The following is a 23,918-nucleotide window of genomic DNA, read 5'->3' on the forward strand; positions in this document are numbered from 1 at the left end:
TATATAAATTACTATAATAACAGACGTATTAAGCAAAAATTGGCCGGCATGAGTCCAGTTCAATACCGTATCCATACCTGCCAATTAGCTGCATAATATAAAACTCTAACTTTCGGGGGTCACATCACAGCCTGTCCCTTCTAAGTAAGTTATTAATCTAATATCGGAATGAGCCCTACATCTTCTAACACATTGCGGGCATGTGAATAAATGCCATCGTATAAGTTGCTGTATCCTAATACGACACCTTTTAAAGAGTTGCGGTAATAAACCGTACCGCCGCTGTCCCCGGAGATAACATCCATGCCGCTTGTTCCTCTGAAGTTATAGTGGTAAATACCATTGGAGTAGAAGTCAACACGTTTACTTTGTAATGTACCGCATGTTGTACCTGTTGAAGCTCCGGATTTACATACCATTTGTCCAATTGATTCTCCTGACCATGTTTCAAGGGAAGTTAATAGATAAACACTCCCATATACCCGGCTGCTTACATCTCTACGATTTGCAATATAAACACCTGTGGCATCGACTTCACCGCCAAGTTGATGGTATGAATTAGAAATATAACCCATATAAGAGCCGCCCTGATAGAAAGAGTCGCCAGAATTACCGCAGTGTGCCGCTGTTACAGCATAGTGTTTTCCCGTATTATTTCGTGCTAAATAAGCCATGGAACATTGTCCTTTTGGTCCAGAAATACTCAATCCGCCCTGTAGAGGATCATGATAGCTGGAACGAGACGCAAGCTCAACTTTTCCCCCTTCAATAAATGAAAGATTCTCGACTTCAGCTGTTTGCTTAATGCTTTTCTTTGCTTCTTCATTTAAGCTTGTCACACTGACGATCACGCTTTGGTTTTCAAAATCTGTAGAAACCGATGTAATTTCAATTCCTTGTTTTAAAAGTTGGTTATGTTTAGTTGAAATTTTATCTGCAATTTTATTTAGATCTTTTTCTGAATATGTGACATTATAAAATTCAATGCCGTTTGGATAAGGGTATTCTTGTTTAATGTCTGCTATCAATTTTGCAACTTGTTGATCATTTAACGGTTTTTTTACACCAACCATTACTTTACCATTTTCCTGCTGGTCTATGTAAATGCCGCCAAACCCAATTTTGTCTAGGTTTTTATCTAACTTTTCTTTTATTTTGGGTAGATGTTTTTCTTGGATATTGCCGCGGCGTTCTATTTCTTGCTCTTCAGCTTCTGTTAAAACAACGCCGTATTTCTCAACCGCTGATTCATTTTGTACTTCTGAAAGTACTTTTTGTACATGTTCAGGTTGATGGTTTAAACCAAATTCTTTTCTAAACTGAACATTTTCCATGCTTTTAATAAACGTTTTAGCATCATGTTTTTCTTTAGTTGATTCTTTCGGTGCTGCCGTACTGTGCTGTTCAAAAAGAAATAAACTGCATAATGTAACAGCAATGGCTAACAGACCGGCTATTTTAATAAATTTCACCAAATCATCCTTTCTTATCATTTATTATTCCATATTTATGGTAGCATACTAGCTTGCTAGAAAGAATACATTGTTGTACAAAAAACATATAAAGTTTTCATGGGTTTTTTATATGTCTCTAATACTCGTATACATAGTGAGAGGCGGCACGGTGTCCACAAAGCATAAAAGACCAAGCAGTTTTTTCACTTCAGCATATAGTAAACAGGTGATTTAGGAGTGGAGCATAATGAAGAAGTTTTTCTTTACCCATTTAAGAGGTGAAAACGAAGTACCACCTGTAAACTCAACTGCTTTTGGTAATGCAAAATTTATTTCGAACAGCAAGAAAACAAAAATAAAGTTTCGACTGGAAGTAAATAATATGAAAGATTTTATTCAAGCGCATATTCATTTTGGTGAAAAAGGAGAAAATGGACCAATTCTTGTTTTTTTATTTCGTGCGGATGCTGTATCACTTCCTGGTGAGGAGAGAATGATAGCTTGTAAAGGTGTGATAACAGGAATTCTTACAAACGATGATATGATTGACAATGAGAAAGGTGTGGATCGGATTTCAGATTTAATTAAGCTGATGAAAACAGGGAAAGCTTATGTAAATGTTCATACGGAAAAAATCTCGGTGGTGAGATTAGAGGACAAATTAAAAGAGTTTTTTCGTTTGAATAGGATCATTAAAGTGAGATAAGGTGACTCATTAGGAGTTATTCCCTTTGAGTCAATCCTTATTTTAACAGGAGGAATTAGAGATTTTGAAAACCGTTTACACAACCGATTTTTTTGTTGTCTTTATAAAAGACTCTTGGTACGCGATTTGAAATCATGCAGGGGATTTCATAATTGATTGTGTCAAGCTGTTTAGCAAGGTCATCAATGGAAATGCGTTCATTTTGTTGAGAACCTATGAGCGTAACTTTTGTACCGATATTCATTTTTTTTGGAAGACGAATCATCATCTGATCCATACATATTCTCCCCACGATAGGAACTCGTTCTCCTTCAACAATTACTTCTCCTTGAGCGCCAATTTTTCTCAGCCAGCCATCCGCATAACCAATTGGAATTGTGCCAATCCATTCCGTTTCTGAGGCTTCATATGCTGCACCGTAGCTTATCGTGTCTCCTTTTTGTACCTGCTTCACATGTGTTAAACAGCTGTGAAGTGAAAAAGCTTCATGAAGTTGAAATGGTGGAGCGAGTTCTGGTGATGGTTGAAGACCGTACATAGAAATACCAAGACGAATAAACTGATAGCTTTTTTCTGGAAGTTGAATGGCTGCTGCACTGTTGCTTGTATGAATAATATGTGGGGTGCTGTCTAATTCTTTAAGCAGCTGAAGTACTTGTTGAAAGCGATCATGTTGTCTGTAAAAAAGTGAACTGTTTGGTTCGTCAGCGGTAGCAAAGTGGGTGAATACACCTTCAAGAGTTAGCCACTTTGAATGTTTTATCTCTTTAACAATTTCTTTTAATTCTGTAAAAGTAGTGGTGCCTAGTCGTCCCATCCCTGTGTCAACTTTTAAATGCAGTTTAACGGGCATAGAAATATGTTCTTTTGTTTCATCCAGCCACTCTAATTGAAAAATGGTTAACTCAATGTTGTATTCTGCGGCAATCTGAACATCTTTAGGATGAACCCAGCCAAGTACATGAATTGGGACTGTAAATCCAGCTTTCCTTAATAAAAGCGCTTCATCAAGAAGAGCAACAGCTAAGCGTGCTGCACCAGCCTCAAGTGCTGCTTTTGCAGTTTGAAGGGCTCCGTGTCCATATGCATTTGCTTTTACAATAGCAATAATGCCTGTTTCATTTGGCAAATGGTTTTGAAATGCGTTGATATTTGCTTTGATTGCGTCAAGATTAATTTCTGCCCATGTATCACGGTAAAAATGATGATCCACGATGATTTCCCCCTTTTTGTGAAAATTGCTGGTATTATTTTAAAGCTTATAGAGTGCACTTGAGAATTTGCTGTCAAAATCACTACGGTTTTGGCAATTAAGTTGAAGATATATAATATATATCCGCTTCATTAAACGTTTTTATAGGTGTGGAAAATAGGATAAGATAAATACAAGGTTAATAAAGTAGGTTTATTTTACCACAATCATGAAAGTTGCCGAAGTGGTAAGGGAACAAAGCATCATCTTTTAGAACAGATAATTTTCTGATCCATGAATATCACAAAAAGGAGAATGATGGATGAAGAAAACTTTACCTATTGTTGTAATTGGCGGAGGGATGAGTGGGGTTATGGCGGCAGCTAAAATAGAAGAGAAAGGTCTGCCTGTAATCATCCTTGAGCAAAACAGCACGATTGGCGGACGGATGGCAACGAATTGTATGGAGGGAGAAAAAGCAGACTACGGTGCACAGTTCTTTACCATTCGCACATTACAATTTCAAAAAGTTGTTGATGTTTGGGAAAGGGCTGGATGGGTGAAACATTGGTTTGGAGATCCTTATAAGCGCTATAAAAGTATTGGTGGCATGAAGGAACTGGTGAAAAACCTTGCTGAAGGAATGACAGTGAAGCTAAATACAAAAGTAGTTAGTATACATATGATAGACGAAAAATATTATAATTTAAAGACAGAAACGAATGAGAATATTGAAGCAAGAGCAGTAATTGTAACAGCACCAGCTCCTCAAATAATAACCCTTTTTCATAATAGTCAGCTTCCAATTATGAAAAAGGTAAAAAATGATTTAAAAGCAATTCAATTCGCTCCTAGTATAGTGGCAGTCGTCAAATTGAGTGAATCTACAAGTCTCCTAGATTCTGGTCATCTTGATCATTCGCTGCCGCAGGGGTTAGAGCGAATCGTAGATCATAGTAAAAAGGGTCTTTCTTCCCAAACGATCGTAAGTATTTATGCAGATGGAAAGTGGTCAAAGCAGCATTGGGATATGGATGATCAGCTTCTATTAGACAAGCTGATTGAGAAGTCCAAAAAATGGATTAACTGCAGCACTATAAAAACAACACACTTAAAAAAGTGGCGCTATTCCGAAGCGTTGTCTGTTATTCGAAAACCATTTTTAAATATGGAGCTTTCTGTTCCATTTTTTGCTGCAGGTGATGCTTTTTTACATAAAGAGGATTTGGCAGGCAGAACAAGGATTGAAAGTGCAGTCCTATCAGGAATAGCTTCAGGAGAAGCTGTGATAGAATGTTTGAAAAATAAAGGTTAGAGGGTTTATTGTCAAAAATTATCTGGTTAAAGGGAAAAGCAATGAGAAAAGAGTTGAAAATTTTCTATTAACATGTTTTATTAGAGATAAATAGGGAAATTTATAAGAAAATGTTCCGGTTATATTTGATCATTTTCTTTTTTCTACATTTTCTTCAACCATTCTTCTTCAAAATTGCTTCAAAATGTTCTTATAACCGCGACAAATGGATGATGAAAAATATGTTGAACTATGTTAAGATTTGTTGGGTTAATCACCTGTTTATTTTGTTTACAAAATAAAACAAAACATACACTGAATCTCTCTCAAAAACATAGAAACTTTTCTTCAGTAAGAATAGTTTAATGAATAAGCGATGTGTTGATTTTTATTTTTTGAAAACGGCACTTTAATATTAACTTTTGCAGATAGATAATGTGTAAAAGCATATAAAATAAAAGATAAAATCCTATTGCGAGTAAGGAGTACGATAACATGTGTGGATTTATTGGATGTATACATGATAATCCTCAAGCGCTAAATGATTCGTTAAAGGCGCAGTTTGAACGCATGAATAATATTATTACACATAGAGGACCAGACGATGAAGGCTACTATTATGACGAGCACATTAACTTTGGTTTTCGTCGTTTAAGCATTATTGATCTTGAGAATGGACATCAGCCATTATCTTATGAAAATGAACGTTACTGGATTATTTTTAATGGGGAAGTTTATAATCATGTCGAGATTCGAGAGCAGTTAAAAAATAAAGGTTACAAGTTTGTAACTGAGTGTGATACAGAAGCTATTTTAGCCCTATACAGCGATATAGGTGAAAAAGCAGTAGAAAAACTGCGCGGTATGTTTGGGTTTGTTATTTGGGATAAAGAGAAACAAGAGCTATTTGGCGCGCGTGACCCGTTTGGAATTAAACCGTTCTTTTATCATGAACAGGGCAATCAAACATTTTTTGCTTCGGAAAAGAAAAGTATTTTGCTTTCTTTAGAAAATGATGTGTTACATCATGAGGCGCTTCAGCATTATTTAACCTATCAGTATGTGCCAGAGCCTGAGACAATGTCTGTGGATATTAAAAAGCTTGAGCCCGGTCACTGCTTTAAAAAGAAGATTGGTCAAAAGCTTGAAATTAAAAAATACTGGCAGGCTGAGTTTAAGCCGGTTAACAGTACAGAACAAGAACTTGTGAAAGAAATTCGTGATGTATTGTTTGATTCTGTAAAAATGCACATGCGCAGTGATGTGCCTGTAGGTTCATTCTTATCAGGCGGTATTGATTCATCTGCTATTGTTTCAATTGCGAAAGAGTTTAATCCAAATATTAAAACATTTTCTGTTGGATTTGAACGTGAAGGCTTCTCAGAGGTGGATGTGGCAAAAGAAACGGCAGATAAATTAAATGTAGAGAACATTAATTATCTGATTACTCCTGAAGAATATATGAATGAACTGCCTAAAATTATTTGGCATATGGATGATCCGCTTGCAGATCCCGCTGCTATTCCGTTATACTTTGTAGCTCGAGAAGCAGCGAAGCACGTAACAGTTGTTTTATCTGGTGAAGGTGCGGATGAGCTGTTTGGTGGTTATAATATTTACCATGAGCCAAATTCCCTTAAAATGTTCGAAAATATTCCTAATGTTGGTAAAAAGCTTTTGAAAGCAGTTGCTCAAAATATGCCTCAAGGAATGAAAGGGAAAAGTTTTATTGAGCGCGGCTGTACACCGATGGAAGAACGTTATATTGGTAATGCAAAAATGTTTACAGAGGAAGAAAAACGAAATATTTTAAAAGCATATAAAGAAGGCTTGGATTATGCAAAGCTTACGGCACCGCTTTATACAGCAACGAGCGGTTATGAACCAGTTAACCGGATGCAGTATATTGATATTCACACATGGCTTCGCGGTGATATTTTATTAAAAGCTGATAAAATGACAATGGCTCATTCTTTAGAGCTGCGTGTGCCATTTTTAGATAAAGAGGTATTTCGTGTGGCATCAAAAATTTCACCGTCTATGAAGATTGCAAATGGTACAACAAAGCATATTCTTCGTAAAGCAATAGAAGGAATTGTGCCGGATCATGTTTTAAATCGAAGAAAGCTTGGTTTTCCTGTACCAATTCGTCATTGGCTGAAAAATGAAATGTATGATTGGGCCATTAAACTTATTAATGACAGTCAAACAGATCATCTTCTTCATAAAGGAGAAATCATTAAACTTCTTGATGAACATTGTAAAGGTACAGCAGACAATAGTCGGAAAATCTGGACAGTGCTGATCTTTATGATTTGGCATCAAATTTATATGGAAGATGTATACGACTTTAGCCATAATAAAGAAAAAGAACTTATTCTGCAGTAATATTTTCACCCAAAGGCAATTTGCCTTTGGGTGTTTACCTTTTTTATGAGAATGAAGTATACGTAACCGCTTGTCTTCCCATCTGTTCCCATGCTTTAATAAAAGCTTCTTTAGGCGCCTTTCTATTCTTTTGACCTGTAAGGGGATCATTGAAATAAATATAGTCATGGTCATATCCTGTCACAAGTACCGAATGCTCCTTATAGGTGACACTAAGTGTGCCAGAGGGAGTTTCCCATTTCTCAAAATAAGATGCTGGAAGTTGACGATATTGTGTATTTGTAATAATCCACACAGGTTTTCCTGCTGACAGGTGACTGTATAGAGAGTTGAAATCTTTTCCAGTTAAATCAATGATTTGACCTGGTAAATATTCAATTGCCAACTTTCGGATGGGACCGTGATAAACACCGAGGCCGGGATTATTTTTATTGTACATATCACCGACAAAGCCATCATATGGATTACCGAAGTAGACTTGTCCATTTTGTTTTTTGTATGGTGTGGGGTCTTTTTTTATTTCTTTGGCTAATATCATTTTATCGGTGTTAACACCGGCATGGTTTAACAGCATAGCAAGGCTTGTTACTTCACAGCCTCGAGGCAGTTCGGGAAGCTGGGAAATAATCCGTACATCAAGCTTTACGCTGTCTTTAATAACTCTTTCGTTTACGAATGTTTCTCTAAGCGCGGCTTTTATGGTGTTATTAGCGAATACAGTTTCTGTGTTTTCAAAAATAACAGTGTTCCATAATTTTTCTTTTAAGTCTGAAACGTTTAATTTTGTATAATCACCGTCTTTTACATACAAAATACTACATGAACTAAGTATGAAAAATAACAGAAAATGTGCAAATGAAATTTTTCTGTATTTTCTTTTCATTGATTTTTGCAGTGTCAGCATAAACGTGACACCCATTAAGAAAAAAGAAACAGCTGCAAAAATAATTAACATGTGTTGGTACACCCTTTTATTTTTTAAAAGTTAAAAAAGATACGTTAATCATATCATGGGACTGAAGGAGTGTCCTTCATGATTTTAGTTTTTGTTTCATTTTTTTATCTATCCGTAACAAATAAAGGTCGAGGTTCAGTAAAGTGGCATGTATATCAACGTAATATTTAATTAATAAGCGTTATTAATAGTGAATATAATGAATCAATCATTTTAATAGCTATACTGGTTCTTATAAATATTTCTAAAATCATATACAATTCTAAATTTTTTTAATAAAATAAAAATAAATGAACATTCATACATTTTCCAAGTAGAAGCCGTTTGATTCTTTGTGGAGGTGACCGCTTATGAATTTTGAGTTAACGAGTGAACAGCAGATGATTAAGGATATGGTTAGAGATTTTGCTCAAAATGAAATCGCTCCAAAAGCAGAAGCGTTAGATCGAACCGCTAAATTCCCAATTGATATTTTTGATAAAATGGGTAAATTAGGGATATTAGGAATTCCGTTTCCAGAAAAGTACGGTGGTTCTGGCGGGGATACAATCTCATATGCCATTGCTGTTGAAGAAATAGGAAGAGCATGTGGAGGGACAGGACTTAGCTATGCAGCAACTGTATCTTTAGGTGCAAGTCCATTTTATTATTTTGGTACAGAAAAACAAAAGGAGAACTATTTAATTCCGTTAGCTTCTGGTAAAACATTAGGAGCATTTGGCTTAACAGAACCAAATGCCGGATCAGATGCAGGCGGAACAGAAACGAAAGCTGTTCTCGATGGGGATGAATATGTAATCAATGGAGAAAAATGCTGGATAACCAATGCCTCGTACTCTAATACGGTAATTGTAACCGCTGTCACTGGTAAAGATGTTCGAGGAAAAAATATTATTTCAGCATTAATAGTCCCGACAAATACTCCAGGATTTACGATCAACAGCAATTATGACAAAATGGGTGTTCGTGCTTCTAATACGTGTGAATTAGTTTTAGAAAATGTGCGGGTTCCTAAAGAGAACTTATTAGGTGATCCCCATAAAGGATTTAAGCAGTTTCTTTATACATTGGATGGAGGTCGTATTTCAATTGCGGCGCTTTCAGTAGGGATTGCGCAAGCTGCACTTGATAAAGCGTTACATTATGCGAAAGAGCGGAAGCAGTTCGGTCAATCTATTTCGAAATTTCAAGCGATTCAATTTAAGCTAGCTGATATGGCGATGCATGTAGAACTTGCTCGTAATATCGTTTATAAGGCAGCATGGTTAAAAGAGCAAAAAAGACCGTTCTCAAAAGAAGCTTCAATGGCAAAACTATTTGCTTCAGAAACGGCAACAAATGTAAGTAATCAAGCGATTCAAATTCATGGCGGATACGGTTATATGCGTGAATATGCCGTTGAACGGCATTTACGTGATGCAAAGCTTATGGAAATTGGTGAAGGAACTTCAGAAATTCAACGTCTCGTTATCGCCCGTCAATTAGGGTGTTAACTAATAAAAATCTTCTACTGTTCATACAAACTGAAACCGCAAAACGACTTATTTATCTTTTTGCCTCTCTATTTTTTAAAAAGTATTTTCCATCTCATTTATCCTTTTAGCCTAACCTTCAAGCATTACAAAATTATTTATAAAGTGAAGCCTCACATTCATAAACATTTTTCATTACCTCATTAAATGAAATGATTTATTTAGCGAATAAATTCACAGTAACTTGTTTAATTTGAAGTAATGTTCATTAAAAAAGGAGGTATCTATGTTTAAGAAAATTCTAATTGCCAATCGTGGGGAGATTGCGGTCCGTGTTATTAAAACATGCAGAAAAATGGGTATTAAAACTGTGGCTGTTTATTCGGAAGCAGATGCTGAAGCCCTTCATGTAAAAAACGCGGATGAAGCTTTTTTAATTGGTAAATCACGTGTAAATGAAAGCTATTTAAATATAGATAAGATCATTGAAAAGGCAAAAGAGTCGGGGATAGACGCCATTCATCCTGGCTATGGACTTCTTTCTGAGAATGCTGGTTTTGCCGATCGCTGCGCGAAAGAAGGAATTGTTTTTATTGGACCACCTGCAGACGTTATTGCAAAAATGGGCAGTAAAATTGAAGCCCGAAAAGCGATGAAAGAAGCCGGAATACCGGTTGTGCCAGGCATTACGTATCCTCTCAAAGACGCTCTAGAAGCATCTGAAATAGCGAAACGAATTGGTTACCCTGTTATGTTAAAAGCTTCAAGCGGGGGCGGCGGAATTGGAATGCAGATTGTTTATAATAATGAAGAATTAAAAAAGGCGTACGATGGTAATCAAAAAAGAGCAGTAGATTACTTCGGTGATGGGGCGATATATATTGAGAAATATATCCCGCATTCAAGACATATTGAAGTGCAGGTTTTAGCTGATTCAAAAGGAAATACGGTTTATTTATGGGAACGAGAATGTTCAATTCAACGGCGTCATCAAAAGGTAATTGAGGAAGCTCCTTCTCCATTTTTAGATGAAGAAACGAGAAAAAAGATGGGTGAAGCAGCTGTAAAAGCGGCAAAGAAAATTAACTATCAAAACGTGGGAACAATTGAATTTTTAGTTGATGAAAATAAAAATTTCTATTTTTTAGAAATGAATACAAGGCTGCAGGTCGAACATCCGGTGACAGAAGAAATTACCGGCTTTGATTTAGTTGAACTGCAAATCTACGCTGCCTTAGGTGAAGAATTATCTTTTAGTCAAGTGGACATTCGGAAGTCCGGTCACGCTATTGAAGCAAGAATTTATGCAGAAGATCCCTTTACTTTTTTTCCTTCACCAGGAAAAATTACAAAGCTTAACACCCCTTTCTATAAGTGGACTCGTCATGAGTTAGGAGTATTAGAAGGTTTTAAGGTTACCCCTTTTTATGATCCGATGATTGCAAAGCTTATTGTAAAAGGGGAAAATCGGAACGAAGCAGTTAGCCGTCTTCAAAAAGCGTTGGCAGAATACAATGTGGAAGGTATTAAAACAAATATCGCAATGCTGCAAAAGATCGCAGCTCATGAAGCGTATAAAGGTGGCGACACAACCACGGATTTTATTCGAAAATATATTCAAAATAAAATACAAACAAAATCATTTCCTAAATGAAAAAAGGATGAACAAGATTTGGAGGGGGCGTAATGAGTCAAGTTGTTTCAAATATGGCAGGTAATCTATGGAAGTTATTGGTTGGAGTAGGTGATGAAGTAGCAGAAGGACAGGATGTTGCCATTTTAGAATCAATGAAAATGGAAATACCAATTGCCTCAGAAGTAAGCGGAAAAGTGAAAGCAATTGTAACAGGAGAGGGAGAGTTTGTAAATGAAGGAGATGTGATTTTAGAGATTGAGTAGTGCCCATTGAAAGGAGCTGGTTGCCATCGATTGGCCGCAATCCATCTGTATAAAAGAAGTTGGCCCTCGCGATGGACTTCAAAATGAAAAGAAATATCTATCAACCGAAGATAAAGTTTCATGGATTAATAGTTTGGCTTTAACAGGCCTTACTTATATTGAAATTAGCTCATTTGTAAATCCAAAATGGGTTCCTGCTCTTCACGATGCATTAGAGGTTGCAAAAAAAATTGACCGAAAACCAGGTGTAACGTATGCCGCGCTTGTCCCTAATCAAAAGGGACTTGAAAAAGCACTTCAAGCGAATATCGATGAAACTGCTGTATTTATGTCCGCCAGTGAATCTCATAATAAAAAAAATATTAATAAATCCATTGCTGAAACGTTTCCTATTCTAAAAGAAGTTGTTCATGATACCCTTGCCGCAGGAAAAACAGTGCGCGGCTATCTATCTGCTGTATTTAGCTGCCCATATGAAGGAAAGATTTCTATAGATAAGGTGCTGTTTATCTCAGAAAAAATGCTTGAGATGGGAATAAGTGAGCTGTCGCTTGGAGATACGATCGGTACAGCAAATCCAACTCAAGTAGAAGAAGTGTTAGAAGCGTTTCTAAAGTATTTTCCTAAAGATAAACTTGCCATGCATTTTCATAATACTTACGGAATGGCACTGGCTAATATTTTGATTTCTCTTGAAATGGGAATTACAACTTTTGATGCTTCTTTAGGTGGACTTGGCGGCTGTCCTTATGCCCCGGGGGCTTCGGGAAATATTGCAACAGATGATTTAAATCATATGATGAATGAAATGGGGATTTCAACAGGCATTAATCAAGAAAAGTTACTCGCAGCCTCGTGTTTTATTGAAGAAAAGATTGGGCGAACATTGCCAAGTCACGCTTTAAAAGCAGAAAAAAGTAAAAAACGATTAAGTAAATAAAGAAAGGATGACTATGTTATTGACAAGCAGTTGCTCGTTTCAAAGGGTCATTCTGGTATTGTAGTTTTAACCTTAAACCGTCCTCAGTCTGCTAATGCTTTTTCTACTGCAATGCTTCATGAACTTCATGAAACCTTGTATGAGATCAAGTACGATCGAAACGTAAGATGTGTAATTGTAACAGGGGCAGGTGAAAAAGTATTTTGCGCCGGAGCAGACTTAAAAGAAAGAAGAGAAATGAACGATTATGAAGTAAGGCAAGCTGTATCACTTATTCGCACTGCAATGAATGAAGTCGAGGATCTCCCACAGCCTGTTTTAGCTGCAATAAATGGTGCTGCGCTTGGCGGAGGACTTGAACTTGCATTAGCATGTGATATTCGAATTGCTTCAACGTATGCTAGGTTTGGTTTAACGGAAACATCACTTGGCATTATTCCGGGAGCAGGCGGAACACAGCGTCTGCCAAGATTAATAGGCAAAGGAATGGCAAAAGAATTAGTTTTTTCTGCAAGAAAAATTGAGGCTGATGAAGCTGAAAAAATTGGACTTGTTGAATATATGGTGTCACATAATGAACTTATGAAAAAAACAATGGAACTTGCTGAAAGAATTGTACAAAATGCGCCGCTTGCTCTTAAACAGGCAAAGCTTGCAATTAATAAAGGCGTTGAAGTGGATTTAAATACAGGGCTTTCGATTGAACAATCAGCATATGAAGCTGTCATTCCAACAAAAGACCGACTTGAAGGACTGCGGGCTTTTAAAGAAAAAAGACGTCCTATTTATAAAGGTGAGTGATTGAATTTTCAATAGGGAGTGAGTAACGATGTCACCACAAGAAAAGTCGCCAGCGCAATCACTAAAGGAGCGGGAAGAAAACATTAAACAAGGCGGTGAAAAGAAATATCATCAAAAAAATAACGAGCAAAAAAAGCTATTTGTACGCGACCGGTTAAAACATTTATTGGATGATGATCTTGAAATAGAAGATGGTCTCTTTGCGAATAGCGAAGCACAAGGTCTCCCCGCGGACGGTGTTATAACGGGGATAGGAAAAATGAATGGGCAAACCGTTTGTGTCATGGCAAATGATTCAACAGTAAAAGCCGGTTCTTGGGGAGCGCGAACAGTTGAAAAGATTATTCGGATTCAAGAAAAAGCTGAAACATTGAATATACCACTTCTTTATTTAGTTGATTCAGCCGGGGCGAGAATTACAGATCAAGTTGAAATGTTTCCAGGTCGGCGCGGGGCCGGCAGAATTTTTTATAATCAAGTGAAATTATCTGGGAAAATTCCGCAAATTTGTTTGTTGTTTGGCCCTTCTGCCGCAGGTGGCGCATATATTCCGGCTTTTTGCGATATTGTCATTATGGTGGACGGCAGTGCATCTATGTATTTAGGATCCCCACGTATGGCAGAGATGGTCATTGGTGAAAAAGTTACGTTGGAAGAAATGGGCGGTGCGAAAATGCACTGCACTGTCTCGGGTTGCGGTGATGTATTAGCTCAATCAGAAGAAGAAGCAATTGAAATGGCGCGAAATTATCTTTCTTACTTACCTGCTAACTTTACAAAAAAACCTCCTCTAAGAGAAGTTGTTCAACCAAAACAGTTTGAGAAAACACTGCAAGAAATCATCCCAGATAATCAAAATTCTCCGTTTAATATGATGGATTTAATTGAAAGAATTATTGATCAAGAAACATTTTTTGAGATTAAGAAACGATTTGCTCCTGAAATTATTACAGGTTTTGCCCGGATGAACGGCCATACCCTTGGAATTATCGCAAATCAGCCGCGGATGAAAGGCGGCGTATTATTTCATGATTCAGCTGATAAAGCCGCAAAATTTATTACATTATGTGATGCATTTAATGTACCGCTTTTGTTTCTTGCTGATATTCCAGGATTTATGATTGGCACAAAAGTAGAAAGAGCTGGAATTATTCGGCATGGCGCAAAAATGATTGCTGCGATGTCAGAAGCAACCGTTCCGAAGATTTCTGTTATTGTTCGAAAAGCTTATGGTGCTGGTCTTTATGCAATGGCAGGTCCAGCTTTTGAGCCGGATTGTTGTCTTGCATTACCAACAGCACAAATTGCTGTAATGGGTCCGGAAGCGGCGGTTAATGCGGTTTATGCGAATAAAATTGCTGAGCTTCCCGAAGAAGAAAGATCCGCTTTTATTAAACAAAAACGTGAAGAATATAAAAAAAATATTGATATCTACCGCCTAGCCTCTGAAATGATTATTGACGACATTGTTTCACCAAACGCCCTCCGTGAAGAATTAATCACCCGTTTTTCTGCATATATGTCAAAGTATATGACATTTTCAAATCGAAAACATCCCATTTACCCTGTTTAATCAACTTCATCAAAAATAAGGAGAGGATTGCAGTGAATATCATCGTTATTATGAAACGAACATTTGATACAGAAGAGAAAATTGCTGTTTCTAATGGGAAAATTAGCGAAGATGGTGTGGAATATATTATTAATCCATACGACGAATATGCGGTTGAAGAGGCGATTACTTTGCGAGATAAGCATGGTGGAGAAGTTATTGTCATAACAGTAGGAGAAGAGGAAGCAGAAAAAGAGCTGCGAACCGCTCTTGCAATGGGGGCAGATAAAGCGGTTTTAATTAATATTGAAGATATTGAAGAGAAGGATCAATACACAACGTCTACGGTATTAGCCGCTTATTTAAAAGAAAAAGAATATGACCTTATTTTAGGAGGTAATGTAGCTGTTGACGGCGGATCTGGTCAAGTTGGTCCTAGATTAGCAGAAGAGCTTGGTATTAATCATGTTTCAACCATTACGAAAATTGACATTGACGGCAGTAAGGTTACGATTGAACGCGATGTAGAAGGGGATGTGGAAGTAGTAGAAGCAGGACTTCCGCTTCTTGTGACGGCACAGCAAGGATTAAATGAACCGCGTTATCCATCATTACCCGGAATTATGAAAGCAAAGAAAAAACCGCTGGATGTTCTTGAATTAGAGGATCTTGCTTTAGATGAAGAGGATGTGGAAGCGAAAACAAGGAGAGTGGATCTGTTTCTGCCTCCTGAAAAACAGGGAGGGAAGATTCTAGAAGGTGAGCTTGAGGATCAAGTGAAAGAGCTGTTTACATTATTGCGCTCAGAAGCAAAAGTAATCTAAAGGGGGAAGAAATATGGCGCGAAAAGTATTAGTGTTAACGGAGATGCGTGATGGACAATTACGTCACGTTTCTTTTGAAGCAATTGCTGCTGCAAAAGAAATAGCTTCTGGTGGAGAAGTTGTTTCACTGTTATGCGGTGATAAGGTAAAGGATTATGCTGAAACATTGCTTTATTATGGGGCAGATCGCGCAGTTGTTGTCGAGCACAGAGCCCTTAAAAATTATTCTCCTAGTGCTTACTTGCAGGCAGTTATGGCAGCAGTAGATGCCGAAAAACCAAATGGATTCATTATCGGTCACACTGCAATGGGAAAAGATCTCTCACCAAGACTTGCTTCAAAGTTAAAATCAGGATTAATTTCCGATGCAGTTATTGTGGAAGCGGTAGGAGAAGAAGTATTGTTTACAAGACCAATTTATTCTGGAAAAGCATTTGAGAAGAAAGTCATTAAAGATGGTCTTCTACTGGCAACAATTCGGCCTAACAACATTGAAGCCTTGAAAAGAGATGAAAGCCGTTCAGGAGATATAGTCACACTTGATGTGGATATAAAAGATATACGAACAATTGTAAAGGAAATTGTTCGTAAGTCAGCAGGTGGTGTTGATTTATCTGAAGCAAAAGTGATTGTTGCCGGAGGACGCGGAGTAAAAAGTACAGAAGGCTTTAAACCGTTAGAAGAGCTTGCTGATGTACTTGGCGGTGCGGTGGGAGCTTCGCGAGGTGCTTGTGATGCGGGCTACTGTGATTACTCGCTTCAAATTGGGCAGACAGGAAAAGTTGTAACACCTGACTTATATATTGCCTGCGGTATTTCTGGAGCAATTCAACATCTTGCAGGTATGTCTAACTCAAAAGTAATTGTAGCAATTAATAAAGACCCTGAAGCAAATATTTTTAATGTGGCTGATTACGGAATTGTCGGTGATTTATTTGAAGTTGTTCCGCTTCTAACGCAAGTGTTAAAAGAAGAGCTTGTTAAAGGATAGAGAATTAATGTTAAAAAGGGCTTGAACCCTAGGGTTCAAGCCCTTTTTAAGTTGTCATTCAATAAATATTATTTAACTGTTTTATTAATAAATTCACTTACATCTTCTGTGGTAGATAAACGTTCTTCGCTAAAAACCATTTTTGTTTCAGGATCAAACACAATTGCTCTAAAAGACTCATCATCATTATTGTAATAAAGTTCTACTGCATCCCCGAAATCTTCAGGTGGTCTTAATTTATCAAAGATTTCACTTTTTGATTTCCCACTTTTCACATTTTCAATTTTCTTTAGCATTTCTTTATTCATCACTATGTTCTCCTTTCATCCTATAAAATCGTTATACTAGTTAGCGTGTACAAATTTTGTCATTATAACACTTTAGGAATATTTTAAATAGATTAAAGATTCTTTTATAACCATTTTAATTTTCAATAAATCGTTTAAAATAAAATAACAGGAAGGGGAGAAGGAATAATGACTTTACTAAATGAAACGATAAAAAGAATTGAAAGCTTAGATACAGAAATAATGGAAAAGGCAAGAGAGCGTGTCAACAATTTAATTAAGCCGCCCGGAAGTTTAGGAGAATTAGAAGAACTCCTTATTCAGCTTGCCGGGATAACGAAAGGTCCATTTCCAAAAGTCGATCAAAAAGCTGTGATTGTAATGGCAGCCGATCATGGTGTGTATGAAGAAGGAATTGCCGCATACCCACAAGAGGTAACCGCGGTTCAAACAGCGCTTTTCGCAAAAGGAGTGACAGGTGTGTGTGCCTTTGCTAAACAAGCGGGTGCTGATGTTATTCCAGTTGATATTGGTGTGAAAGAAAATGTACTTGTACCGGGTGTTGTTAATAAAAAAATTAAATATGGTACAAACAATATAACAAAGGGACCGGCAATGACAAAAGAGGAAGCGATTCGAGCGATTGAAGTTGGTATTGAGATTGCCGTTGAGCAAGTGAAAAAAGGAAAAAATCTTCTCGCAACAGGGGAGATGGGAATCGGCAATACAACAGCGAGCGCTGCAGTTGTGTCAGTTATCGCAAATATTGATCCGCTTGAAGTCACTGGTCAAGGTGCAAATTATCCACAGGAAAAGCTTGTACATAAAGCAAATGTGATAAGAAAGGCAGTTGAACTCAATAAACCGAATCGAGAAGATGGCATTGATATCCTTGCCAAGGTGGGAGGTTTAGAGATTGGCGGAATGGCAGGTGTCATGCTTGCTGGTGCTGCCTATCGTGTTCCTGTTGTAGTGGACGGATTCATTTCAACAGCCGCAGCACTTATTGCCTGCAAGATTGAACCAAAAGTAAAACACTTTTTAATTTCTTCACATTTATCAGAAGAAAAGGGGGCAGCAACAGCCGCAGAGCTTCTTGGCTTAAAACCAATGATTCATTTAGGGCTCCGTCTTGGAGAAGGAAGTGGTGCAGTGTTAGCGTTTCATCTTATTGAAGCGGCTTCTTATATGAATAATGAAATGATTACATTTGAAGAGGCTGGGATTCCGATTTAACAAAAAATATAAAATTTTTATAAGAATAAATGGAAATTGTTTATCTTTAACATGAATTTCTTCAAATTTGCACAAAATATTTTTTGTAGAAAGAAGAAATGGAGTTAAGATCATGTTAAAAAAACAATCGGTTGTTGTGATGTTAAGTGTTTCTCTCTTATTAACGGCGATTATGAGTGAATCAGTTGGAGCCAGTAGTGCAGCTGAAAAAAGGTTTCCAATTAGCTTTATGGTAGAAATGCTGCCGTGGGAAGTAGTGGATCAGCTCCTTCCTAGAAAAGCGGTTTTTCAAGTGGTGGATTTAGAAACGGGATTGCAGTTTACAGTACAAAGACGTGCGGGAAGTAAACATGCTGATGTTCAGCCGTTAACTAAAAAAGATACGGATACTATGAAAAAAATTTATAACGGAAAATGGAGCTGGAAACGAAGAGCAATTTTAGTTTTGGCTGACGATCAGTTAATTGCTGCTTCGATGCACGGCATGCCGCACGGAGCAGGAGCACTTCGCAACGGTTTTCCAGGCCATTTTTGTATTCATTTTCTTAACAGTACGACACATGGTTCAAAATACCCTGACTTGTCACATCAAATGATGATCTTAAAAGCGGCAGGAAAGCTTGATGATTATTTACAAACAGTTAGCCCGTATGAATTAATTGATATGTATCTTGCAGCGGTTAATCAATCAGATCCTTATTTCATAAACGCAGTCACCCATCATACTAAAAGTTTGAAGAAAATGTTAGTAAAACTCAAAGATATTGAAGCTGTTAAAAGGGAATCGGATTTTGGAAATGAGGAGCTTTCATATCTTGCCGTTGACATTCCTGTAAAAGTAGAAATCTTTCAGAAAGGAAAGCGAGGCAAAGAAACAAAAGTACTTCATTTTGTCATAAGAAGAGATAGCATTACTGATCCTTGGAAAATTGAATGTGAATCTCTTTTAAAACAAATATAAGTTTGTGAAAAAAAGGGAATAATGAATAGAACCTTCATTGTAAAAAAGGATGAAGGTTCTTTTTTTATGATTCCACTCTGCAAAATAAGCGCATACAATAAAACAGCTAATTTATCTTTAGCGGAGTTTTATATGCAGGTGGGGGTTTATATGAAAAACATACACATAAAAACAATTATTGAAAAAATTAATGGTAAAATTCAGCCGCAGTTAAGCGACTTTATTATAGAGAACGTAACACCATACTGGCGCAATATTAGACAGAATACACTTTTTTTTGACTGCTTTAAATATCCCATCGATTGGTCAATAATGGGACGGACTTGTGTAATTGTGACAGAAGAGGAGCGAATTGTTGAAAAGGCATTATCTAAAGGAATTCCGGTTATTAAAGTAGACAATATTCGTACTGCATACTGGGAATTTGTTCAGTATTATCGGCAGTTATTTACAATTCCGGTTATTGGCGTAACAGGAACTTGTGGAAAGACAACAACAAAAGATATGATTACCCATATTTTAGCAAAACAATATAAAGTACTTTCAACTTATAAAAGCAACAATGCTGACGAAATGAATTTGCCTTATTTGTTGGGAATTAACGATGAAACAGAGGCTGCGGTTCTTGAAATGGGTGTTACTTATCCAGGGGATTTAAAAGAGAATTGCAAGTATTTTAAGCCGCAAATGGGTGTAATTACAAACATTGGTGTTTATCATTTACAAGGATGCCGAACTGTTGAAAATTATATTAAAGCAAAAGCTGAAATCATTGAAGGAGTAAATCCTAGCGGTACGCTTATTGTTAATGGAGATGATGAAACGATTCAAAATCTTGATTTACAGAAGTTCAAAGGAAAGCTTATTTTCTTTGGTACAGGGGAAAAAAATCATTATCGTGCGATTAACATTTCTTATGTAAAAGATGGAATGGATTTTACGCTCATTTATGAAAATAACATGTATCATTTTTTTGTTCCAGGATATGGAAATCATAATGTTTATAATGCCATGGCTGCTGTTGCTGCAGCTCATGAAGCAGGAATTGCAATTAAAGAAGCGGGAAAACGCCTTGAAGACTTCAGACATCTTCCAGAACACTTGCAGTTTAAAGAAGGAGCAAATGGTGTCACAATTATTGATGATACATGGAATTGTGCTCCGCCATCTGTTATAGCCGCATTAGAAGTATTAAAAAGTACTGCAACGTTTAAAAGAACGGTTGCTGTAATTGGAGAAATGCCGCAGCTGTTAGATCTTAGTGATAATGAGTACAAAAAAATCGGGCAAAAAGCTGCTTCATTAAAAATTGATACACTTGTTACAGTTGGAGATAAGGCTAAAATAATTGGCAAATGTGCGGTGGAAAAAGGAATGAATCAAAGCAGGGTCATTGCTTGTCATAATGCTGAACAATTATATAAAACACTAGTTCCTTATTTAAATGAAACATCTGTTATTCTCTTTAAAATAACAAATCGAACGATGAAAAACAAGCTTATCAAACAATGTATAAAAAAATGCTGCAAAAGAAATAAGTAGAAGTACTTTTTCTTATAGATTTTATATGTATATTAAGAAAGTGAAAGCTTTGAAATAAGAATAATGTGAATAAAAATTATATAACTCTTCAGCTTCTCGACAATAGAAGAGACTGAAGAGTTGTTAATAAGTATGGGCTGTTAAATGAATGTTCACTTTGCTTCCTCCTTTTATTGGCCAATCAGTTTCTTTCGTTTTTTCACAAGCTGTTTAAACCAAGCTTTATCTTTTGTATCGAGAGCTAAATCAATAAGTGCGTTAATTTCCTGAACTTGACGAACGATATGGGGAGGAAGTTGATCAATAAAACGATAAATAACCGGAAAACCGGCTTTTCGTCTTTTTACAAATGTTTTTTCTGTAATTGGTTTAGGGTGCCCCCAGCGAATTCCGTTTAATAAAAATTCCTGCCGGTAGTAAAATCGCTGTTCTTTATAGATTTCGCAAATATAGATCACTTTTTTAAAGTGATTTAAATTATGGCGTCCCACTCCAAAACCCCCTTTATTATAATATATGCGGACAAGGGTTAAGTGGTGTATGAAGAGAATAAGAAAAGTGAGATCGGGCGCTTGATTGATCTCACTTTTTCAGGCAGTTAATGTCTTGCTGCTCGTTGTTAGTTAATGGGCATTAAACTGTCAATTTCTTGCATTATCTGTTGTGTGATGGTATTTATTTCAGAAAAGTCCATCGCATCAATATAATAGCTTTCTAATTGGTCATGAAGGTTTTTTGCCTCTGCCAGATAGGCAGTACCCTCCTTCATTTTTTCGGAGTAGCGTTTTTTAATATTATTTAGCGTTTCGGCGTATTTTTCATCTGTCCCCGATGTAATAGTGCGAACATACATATCTACAATTTCATCACTGTTGTGCTCAGGGAAATATTCATGTGGTGCCGTGCTGTCAAAAATAGCAACGCTTAACTCTGGAAGAATAACCATATCAAGGCTGTTAGGATCAAAACCGCAGTGGTATACTTCTGCATTAAAGCCTTTATTTTGGGCCGCTTTAGCAATTTTTTTTAACATTGTTGATTTCCCTGATCCAGGCCGTCCTTTAATAAAGTAGCGTTTTGATAGATGACTTGTTAAATTTTGAATATAATCAACAGGCCCCGTTGGAGTGGCAGCTCCTAAAAAGCGGTGGACAATTGTTGATGTTTTAGTTAGTGTGCGAGCTCCGAAAAATTGTTCAATTAGTTCATTTGTTAATTTATTTGCTTCTTCAAAATTCATATTTTTAATGTAAATTTCTTCCCATTCATCATGAATGGCTAATGCTTCTGAAAAACTGTTATAAGCATTTTGGTAGGAAGAGGAAATTTGTGCGTTTAAGTCGCGGATTACTTCTGTATTTTCGGATAGTTTCGCTGAATTCCAAGCAGTTCCTAAATTAATGTATTGTTCTACAGCACCAGGAGCTTTTGGTTCAATAATATGTGGAGCTGTTCCATCAACGATACCGACTTTAAGAGATGGAATAATGACTCCGTCGATCGAATCGTTATCAGAAGAACAGTGAATCATTTCGATGTTATACCCTTTATTGATCATTTTTGTGCCAATTTTTCTCATTAGAGAAGATTTCCCTGTACCAGGACCGCCTTTTAAAATATAAATACGATTTAGATTTTGCAGGACAGAATCATATAGACTATAAAAACCCTTTGCTGTATTCCCACCTGCAAAAAAATGTTTAATCGTTCCCTTCATCTTGTCACCTCTTTAGAAAATAATCATTCAAAATCAGTGTATGTAAATTTTCTTCCATAGGTGTATGCCTATTATTAAAAACTAGATAAAGAAACGATTGAAAAGCAGACAAAAAGATGTCCTTTCTAAAAAAAAAATGTTGTCTTAATGAAGTGTCTTACCAGATACCGAGACTTTGTAGTGTAATAATAAGCAATCCTAGTATCCATACATAGCCTGCAAATACTTTTAGTGAATGTTTTTTAACATAATGAATCATCCATTTAACAGCGAGATAGCCAAACAGTGCAGAAGAAACAGAAGCAAAAAAGAGAGAAAGAAAAGTAATATGATGATGGGTGTTTTTCACAAGGTCAATTGATTGTAAAGAAACTGCACCAAATATGGCTGGAATGGATAGTAAGAAAGAAAAATAAGCAGCTGTTTCTTTATCAATTTTTCGAATTAAAGCACCAACAATTGTCATACCTGAGCGTGAAATAGCTGGGAAAATAGCAGCTGCTTGAAAAACTCCAATCATAAACGCGTCGCTAACGCGAATATCCTCTAATTTTTTTTCTCCTTTTTTAATCATATCTGCGTACCAGAGAAATGTTCCGGTAATTAAAAACTCCCAGCCGATTGTTACTCCGGTTGTAGAAATTTCTTCAAAATAATCTTTTAAAGATAATCCAATTACAATAGAAGGGATCGTGCCAATAATCAGTAAAAAAGTTAGTTTATTAAATGGATTTTTTAACAATTTTATAAGGATTCCCCGATAAAAAAATAAAAGTGCTAATAATGTGCCAAGATGAAGCATTGTATCTAAAAAAAGCCCAGCTTCTTCAAGACCAAATAAATGTCTACCAATATAGAGGTGTCCTGTGCTGCTAATTGGTAAAAACTCTGTTAAACCTTGAATAAATCCTAGAATAACTGCTTCTAACCAATTCATAAAAAACGCTCCTTCTTTGCAAATTTTCATAGCTAGTACTATACATACAAGATGAGAAGGATGAACATGCCAATATAATTGATTGATAGATAGAATATAATAGGGTAAATAAGTTGAAGAGAGGAAATAGGAATGGAATCATTTATTTATTCATTAGCAGCCTTATTAAAAGAACTTTCTTATGCTGGCATTGTTTTAGCGCTTACGTTTGAGTTTGTTCCGGGTGAAATTATTTTACCTTTAGTAGGTTATTGGGTGTATGAAGGGGAAATGAATTTATGGCTCGCGTGTTTAGCAGGAACAATTGGTGGAGTCACGGGCCCTTTAACACTTTATTTTTTAGGGAAATATTTAGGAAGATCCTTCTTTGTTAAGTATGGAAAATATATCTTTATTAGTGAAGGGCAGTTAAGAAGAGCGGAAATTTTTTTTGAAAAGCATGGTTCAATAGTCGCGTTTACAGCACGCTTTCTTCCCGGAATTCGAACGCTAATTTCAATTCCATGCGGCTTGACAAATATGAACGTTTTGTTGTTTTCGATTTATACTTTTTTAGCAATGGCGCCAATTACGTTTTTTTATATTTATTTGGGTTTTCGTTTAGGGCCGAACTGGAGCGAAGTTGCTGTTATTGCTGATCATTATATGCCCCTTGCTATTGTTGGTATTTTTTTATTACTCCTTATCTATTTATGGATGAAAAAACGAGTCGAGCGTACGAATTATATATCTATTCAGCAATTTCTAAATTTGAAAAAGAAATAAAAGGG

General features: G+C 36.5%; 23 protein-coding genes. 16 read left to right on the forward strand and 7 right to left on the reverse strand.

The annotated features are described in order from the left end of the window. Positions 1-3: 3 nt before the first annotated feature. Positions 4-96: an IS3 family transposase gene (locus DS031_RS18760; protein WP_425451997.1), complete on the forward strand. Its 93-nt coding sequence runs from the start codon at positions 4-6 to the stop codon at positions 94-96. A 56-nt stretch (positions 97-152) separates the two neighbouring features. On the opposite strand, the gene DS031_RS18765 is transcribed toward DS031_RS18760, so the two are convergent. Next, on the reverse strand, positions 153-1,472 hold the full coding sequence (locus DS031_RS18765) for a S1 family peptidase (protein WP_113807588.1): 1,320 nt from the start codon (positions 1,470-1,472) through the stop codon (positions 153-155). Between the two features lie 229 nt (positions 1,473-1,701). Here DS031_RS18765 and DS031_RS18770 point away from each other — a divergent pair, with 229 nt between their 5' ends. Then, positions 1,702-2,160, forward strand: coding sequence for a CHRD domain-containing protein (locus DS031_RS18770; protein WP_113807589.1), 459 nt, complete (start codon positions 1,702-1,704; stop codon positions 2,158-2,160). A 55-nt stretch (positions 2,161-2,215) separates the two neighbouring features. On the opposite strand, the gene alr is transcribed toward DS031_RS18770, so the two are convergent. After that, entirely contained in the window at positions 2,216-3,373 is a 1,158-nt protein-coding gene (gene alr, locus DS031_RS18775; protein WP_113807590.1) for an alanine racemase, read from the reverse strand. 301 nt (positions 3,374-3,674) lie between these two features. On the opposite strand from alr, the gene DS031_RS18780 reads away from it, so the two are divergent. Continuing rightward, on the forward strand, positions 3,675-4,667 hold the full coding sequence (locus DS031_RS18780) for an NAD(P)/FAD-dependent oxidoreductase (RefSeq protein WP_113807591.1): 993 nt from the start codon (positions 3,675-3,677) through the stop codon (positions 4,665-4,667). 474 nt (positions 4,668-5,141) lie between these two features. Further along, on the forward strand, positions 5,142-7,034 hold the full coding sequence (gene asnB / locus DS031_RS18785; RefSeq protein ID WP_113807592.1) for an asparagine synthase (glutamine-hydrolyzing): 1,893 nt from the start codon (positions 5,142-5,144) through the stop codon (positions 7,032-7,034). A 43-nt stretch (positions 7,035-7,077) separates the two neighbouring features. Here asnB and DS031_RS18790 read toward each other — a convergent pair whose 3' ends face one another. Further along, positions 7,078-7,989, reverse strand: a complete 912-nt coding sequence (locus DS031_RS18790; protein ID WP_245947545.1) for a C39 family peptidase — start codon at positions 7,987-7,989, stop codon at positions 7,078-7,080. Between the two features lie 350 nt (positions 7,990-8,339). Here DS031_RS18790 and DS031_RS18795 point away from each other — a divergent pair, with 350 nt between their 5' ends. The 8 genes from DS031_RS18795 (at position 8,340) to DS031_RS18830 (ending at position 16,468) form a co-directional block, all read left to right on the forward strand. After that, complete coding sequence (locus tag DS031_RS18795) at positions 8,340-9,482, forward strand: acyl-CoA dehydrogenase (RefSeq protein WP_113807593.1); 1,143 nt, start codon at positions 8,340-8,342, stop codon at positions 9,480-9,482. 265 nt (positions 9,483-9,747) lie between these two features. Then, positions 9,748-11,115: an acetyl-CoA carboxylase biotin carboxylase subunit gene (locus tag DS031_RS18800; RefSeq protein ID WP_113807594.1), complete on the forward strand. Its 1,368-nt coding sequence runs from the start codon at positions 9,748-9,750 to the stop codon at positions 11,113-11,115. A gap of 32 nt (positions 11,116-11,147) precedes the next feature. Beyond that, a complete protein-coding gene (locus tag DS031_RS18805) occupies positions 11,148-11,360 on the forward strand; it encodes an acetyl-CoA carboxylase biotin carboxyl carrier protein subunit (RefSeq protein WP_113807595.1) in 213 nt (70 codons plus the stop codon). A gap of 25 nt (positions 11,361-11,385) precedes the next feature. Beyond that, positions 11,386-12,300 (forward strand): hydroxymethylglutaryl-CoA lyase, encoded by a 915-nt coding sequence (locus tag DS031_RS18810; RefSeq protein ID WP_113807596.1) that lies wholly within the window; start codon positions 11,386-11,388, stop codon positions 12,298-12,300. An 18-nt stretch (positions 12,301-12,318) separates the two neighbouring features. After that, on the forward strand, positions 12,319-13,101 hold the full coding sequence (locus DS031_RS18815) for an enoyl-CoA hydratase (RefSeq protein ID WP_113807597.1): 783 nt from the start codon (positions 12,319-12,321) through the stop codon (positions 13,099-13,101). Positions 13,102-13,129: 28 nt separating this feature from the next. After that, the gene (locus DS031_RS18820) at positions 13,130-14,674 is read left to right on the forward strand and encodes an acyl-CoA carboxylase subunit beta (RefSeq protein ID WP_113807598.1); all 1,545 of its coding nucleotides are present in this window, start codon (positions 13,130-13,132) and stop codon (positions 14,672-14,674) included. Positions 14,675-14,706: 32 nt separating this feature from the next. Further along, entirely contained in the window at positions 14,707-15,477 is a 771-nt protein-coding gene (locus DS031_RS18825) for an electron transfer flavoprotein subunit beta/FixA family protein (protein ID WP_113807599.1), read from the forward strand. Positions 15,478-15,490: 13 nt separating this feature from the next. Beyond that, a complete protein-coding gene (locus DS031_RS18830) occupies positions 15,491-16,468 on the forward strand; it encodes an electron transfer flavoprotein subunit alpha/FixB family protein (protein WP_113807600.1) in 978 nt (325 codons plus the stop codon). A gap of 68 nt (positions 16,469-16,536) precedes the next feature. On the opposite strand, the gene DS031_RS18835 is transcribed toward DS031_RS18830, so the two are convergent. Continuing rightward, positions 16,537-16,776, reverse strand: coding sequence for a hypothetical protein (locus DS031_RS18835; protein ID WP_113807601.1), 240 nt, complete (start codon positions 16,774-16,776; stop codon positions 16,537-16,539). Between the two features lie 168 nt (positions 16,777-16,944). Here DS031_RS18835 and cobT point away from each other — a divergent pair, with 168 nt between their 5' ends. From cobT to DS031_RS18850, 3 genes are all read left to right on the forward strand, one after another. Beyond that, a complete protein-coding gene (cobT, locus tag DS031_RS18840) occupies positions 16,945-17,991 on the forward strand; it encodes a nicotinate-nucleotide--dimethylbenzimidazole phosphoribosyltransferase (RefSeq protein ID WP_113807602.1) in 1,047 nt (348 codons plus the stop codon). Positions 17,992-18,103: 112 nt separating this feature from the next. Next, the gene (locus tag DS031_RS18845) at positions 18,104-18,952 is read left to right on the forward strand and encodes a hypothetical protein (protein ID WP_245947547.1); all 849 of its coding nucleotides are present in this window, start codon (positions 18,104-18,106) and stop codon (positions 18,950-18,952) included. A 150-nt stretch (positions 18,953-19,102) separates the two neighbouring features. Then, entirely contained in the window at positions 19,103-20,494 is a 1,392-nt protein-coding gene (locus tag DS031_RS18850) for a UDP-N-acetylmuramoyl-tripeptide--D-alanyl-D-alanine ligase (RefSeq protein WP_181833245.1), read from the forward strand. 170 nt (positions 20,495-20,664) lie between these two features. Here the strand turns inward: DS031_RS18850 and DS031_RS18855 are convergent, their stop codons facing one another. The 3 genes from DS031_RS18855 to DS031_RS18865 form a co-directional block, all read right to left on the reverse strand. Continuing rightward, positions 20,665-20,985, reverse strand: a complete 321-nt coding sequence (locus tag DS031_RS18855; RefSeq protein ID WP_181833246.1) for an IDEAL domain-containing protein — start codon at positions 20,983-20,985, stop codon at positions 20,665-20,667. Between the two features lie 128 nt (positions 20,986-21,113). Continuing rightward, the gene (locus tag DS031_RS18860; protein ID WP_113807605.1) at positions 21,114-22,211 is read right to left on the reverse strand and encodes a PRK06851 family protein; all 1,098 of its coding nucleotides are present in this window, start codon (positions 22,209-22,211) and stop codon (positions 21,114-21,116) included. 157 nt (positions 22,212-22,368) lie between these two features. Further along, positions 22,369-23,148: an undecaprenyl-diphosphate phosphatase gene (locus DS031_RS18865; RefSeq protein WP_113807606.1), complete on the reverse strand. Its 780-nt coding sequence runs from the start codon at positions 23,146-23,148 to the stop codon at positions 22,369-22,371. Positions 23,149-23,280: 132 nt separating this feature from the next. Between DS031_RS18865 and DS031_RS18870 the strand changes: the two genes are divergently transcribed. After that, positions 23,281-23,913, forward strand: a complete 633-nt coding sequence (locus DS031_RS18870) for a DedA family protein (protein ID WP_113807607.1) — start codon at positions 23,281-23,283, stop codon at positions 23,911-23,913. Positions 23,914-23,918 lie beyond the last annotated feature (5 nt).

This window comes from Bacillus taeanensis, assembly GCF_003318295.1.
GTDB classification, from domain to species: domain Bacteria; phylum Bacillota; class Bacilli; order Bacillales; family UBA6769; genus Maribacillus; species Maribacillus taeanensis.

Bases quoted from the DNA above. Each gene is read 5' to 3' on its own strand.
- DS031_RS18770 (WP_113807589.1), top strand. From the start codon at position 1,702: ATGAAGAAGTTTTTCTTTACCCATTTAAGAGGTGAAAACGAAGTACCA.
- DS031_RS18780 (WP_113807591.1), top strand. From the start codon at position 3,675: ATGAAGAAAACTTTACCTATTGTTGTAATTGGCGGAGGGATGAGTGGG.
- asnB (WP_113807592.1), top strand. From the start codon at position 5,142: ATGTGTGGATTTATTGGATGTATACATGATAATCCTCAAGCGCTAAAT.
- DS031_RS18790 (WP_245947545.1), bottom strand. From the start codon at position 7,989: ATGTTAATTATTTTTGCAGCTGTTTCTTTTTTCTTAATGGGTGTCACG.
- DS031_RS18795 (WP_113807593.1), top strand. From the start codon at position 8,340: ATGAATTTTGAGTTAACGAGTGAACAGCAGATGATTAAGGATATGGTT.
- DS031_RS18800 (WP_113807594.1), top strand. From the start codon at position 9,748: ATGTTTAAGAAAATTCTAATTGCCAATCGTGGGGAGATTGCGGTCCGT.
- DS031_RS18805 (WP_113807595.1), top strand. From the start codon at position 11,148: ATGAGTCAAGTTGTTTCAAATATGGCAGGTAATCTATGGAAGTTATTG.
- DS031_RS18820 (WP_113807598.1), top strand. From the start codon at position 13,130: ATGTCACCACAAGAAAAGTCGCCAGCGCAATCACTAAAGGAGCGGGAA.
- DS031_RS18830 (WP_113807600.1), top strand. From the start codon at position 15,491: ATGGCGCGAAAAGTATTAGTGTTAACGGAGATGCGTGATGGACAATTA.
- DS031_RS18835 (WP_113807601.1), bottom strand. From the start codon at position 16,776: ATGAATAAAGAAATGCTAAAGAAAATTGAAAATGTGAAAAGTGGGAAA.
- cobT (WP_113807602.1), top strand. From the start codon at position 16,945: ATGACTTTACTAAATGAAACGATAAAAAGAATTGAAAGCTTAGATACA.
- DS031_RS18845 (WP_245947547.1), top strand. From the start codon at position 18,104: ATGTTAAAAAAACAATCGGTTGTTGTGATGTTAAGTGTTTCTCTCTTA.
- DS031_RS18850 (WP_181833245.1), top strand. From the start codon at position 19,103: ATGAAAAACATACACATAAAAACAATTATTGAAAAAATTAATGGTAAA.
- DS031_RS18860 (WP_113807605.1), bottom strand. From the start codon at position 22,211: ATGAAGGGAACGATTAAACATTTTTTTGCAGGTGGGAATACAGCAAAG.
- DS031_RS18865 (WP_113807606.1), bottom strand. From the start codon at position 23,148: ATGAATTGGTTAGAAGCAGTTATTCTAGGATTTATTCAAGGTTTAACA.
- DS031_RS18870 (WP_113807607.1), top strand. From the start codon at position 23,281: ATGGAATCATTTATTTATTCATTAGCAGCCTTATTAAAAGAACTTTCT.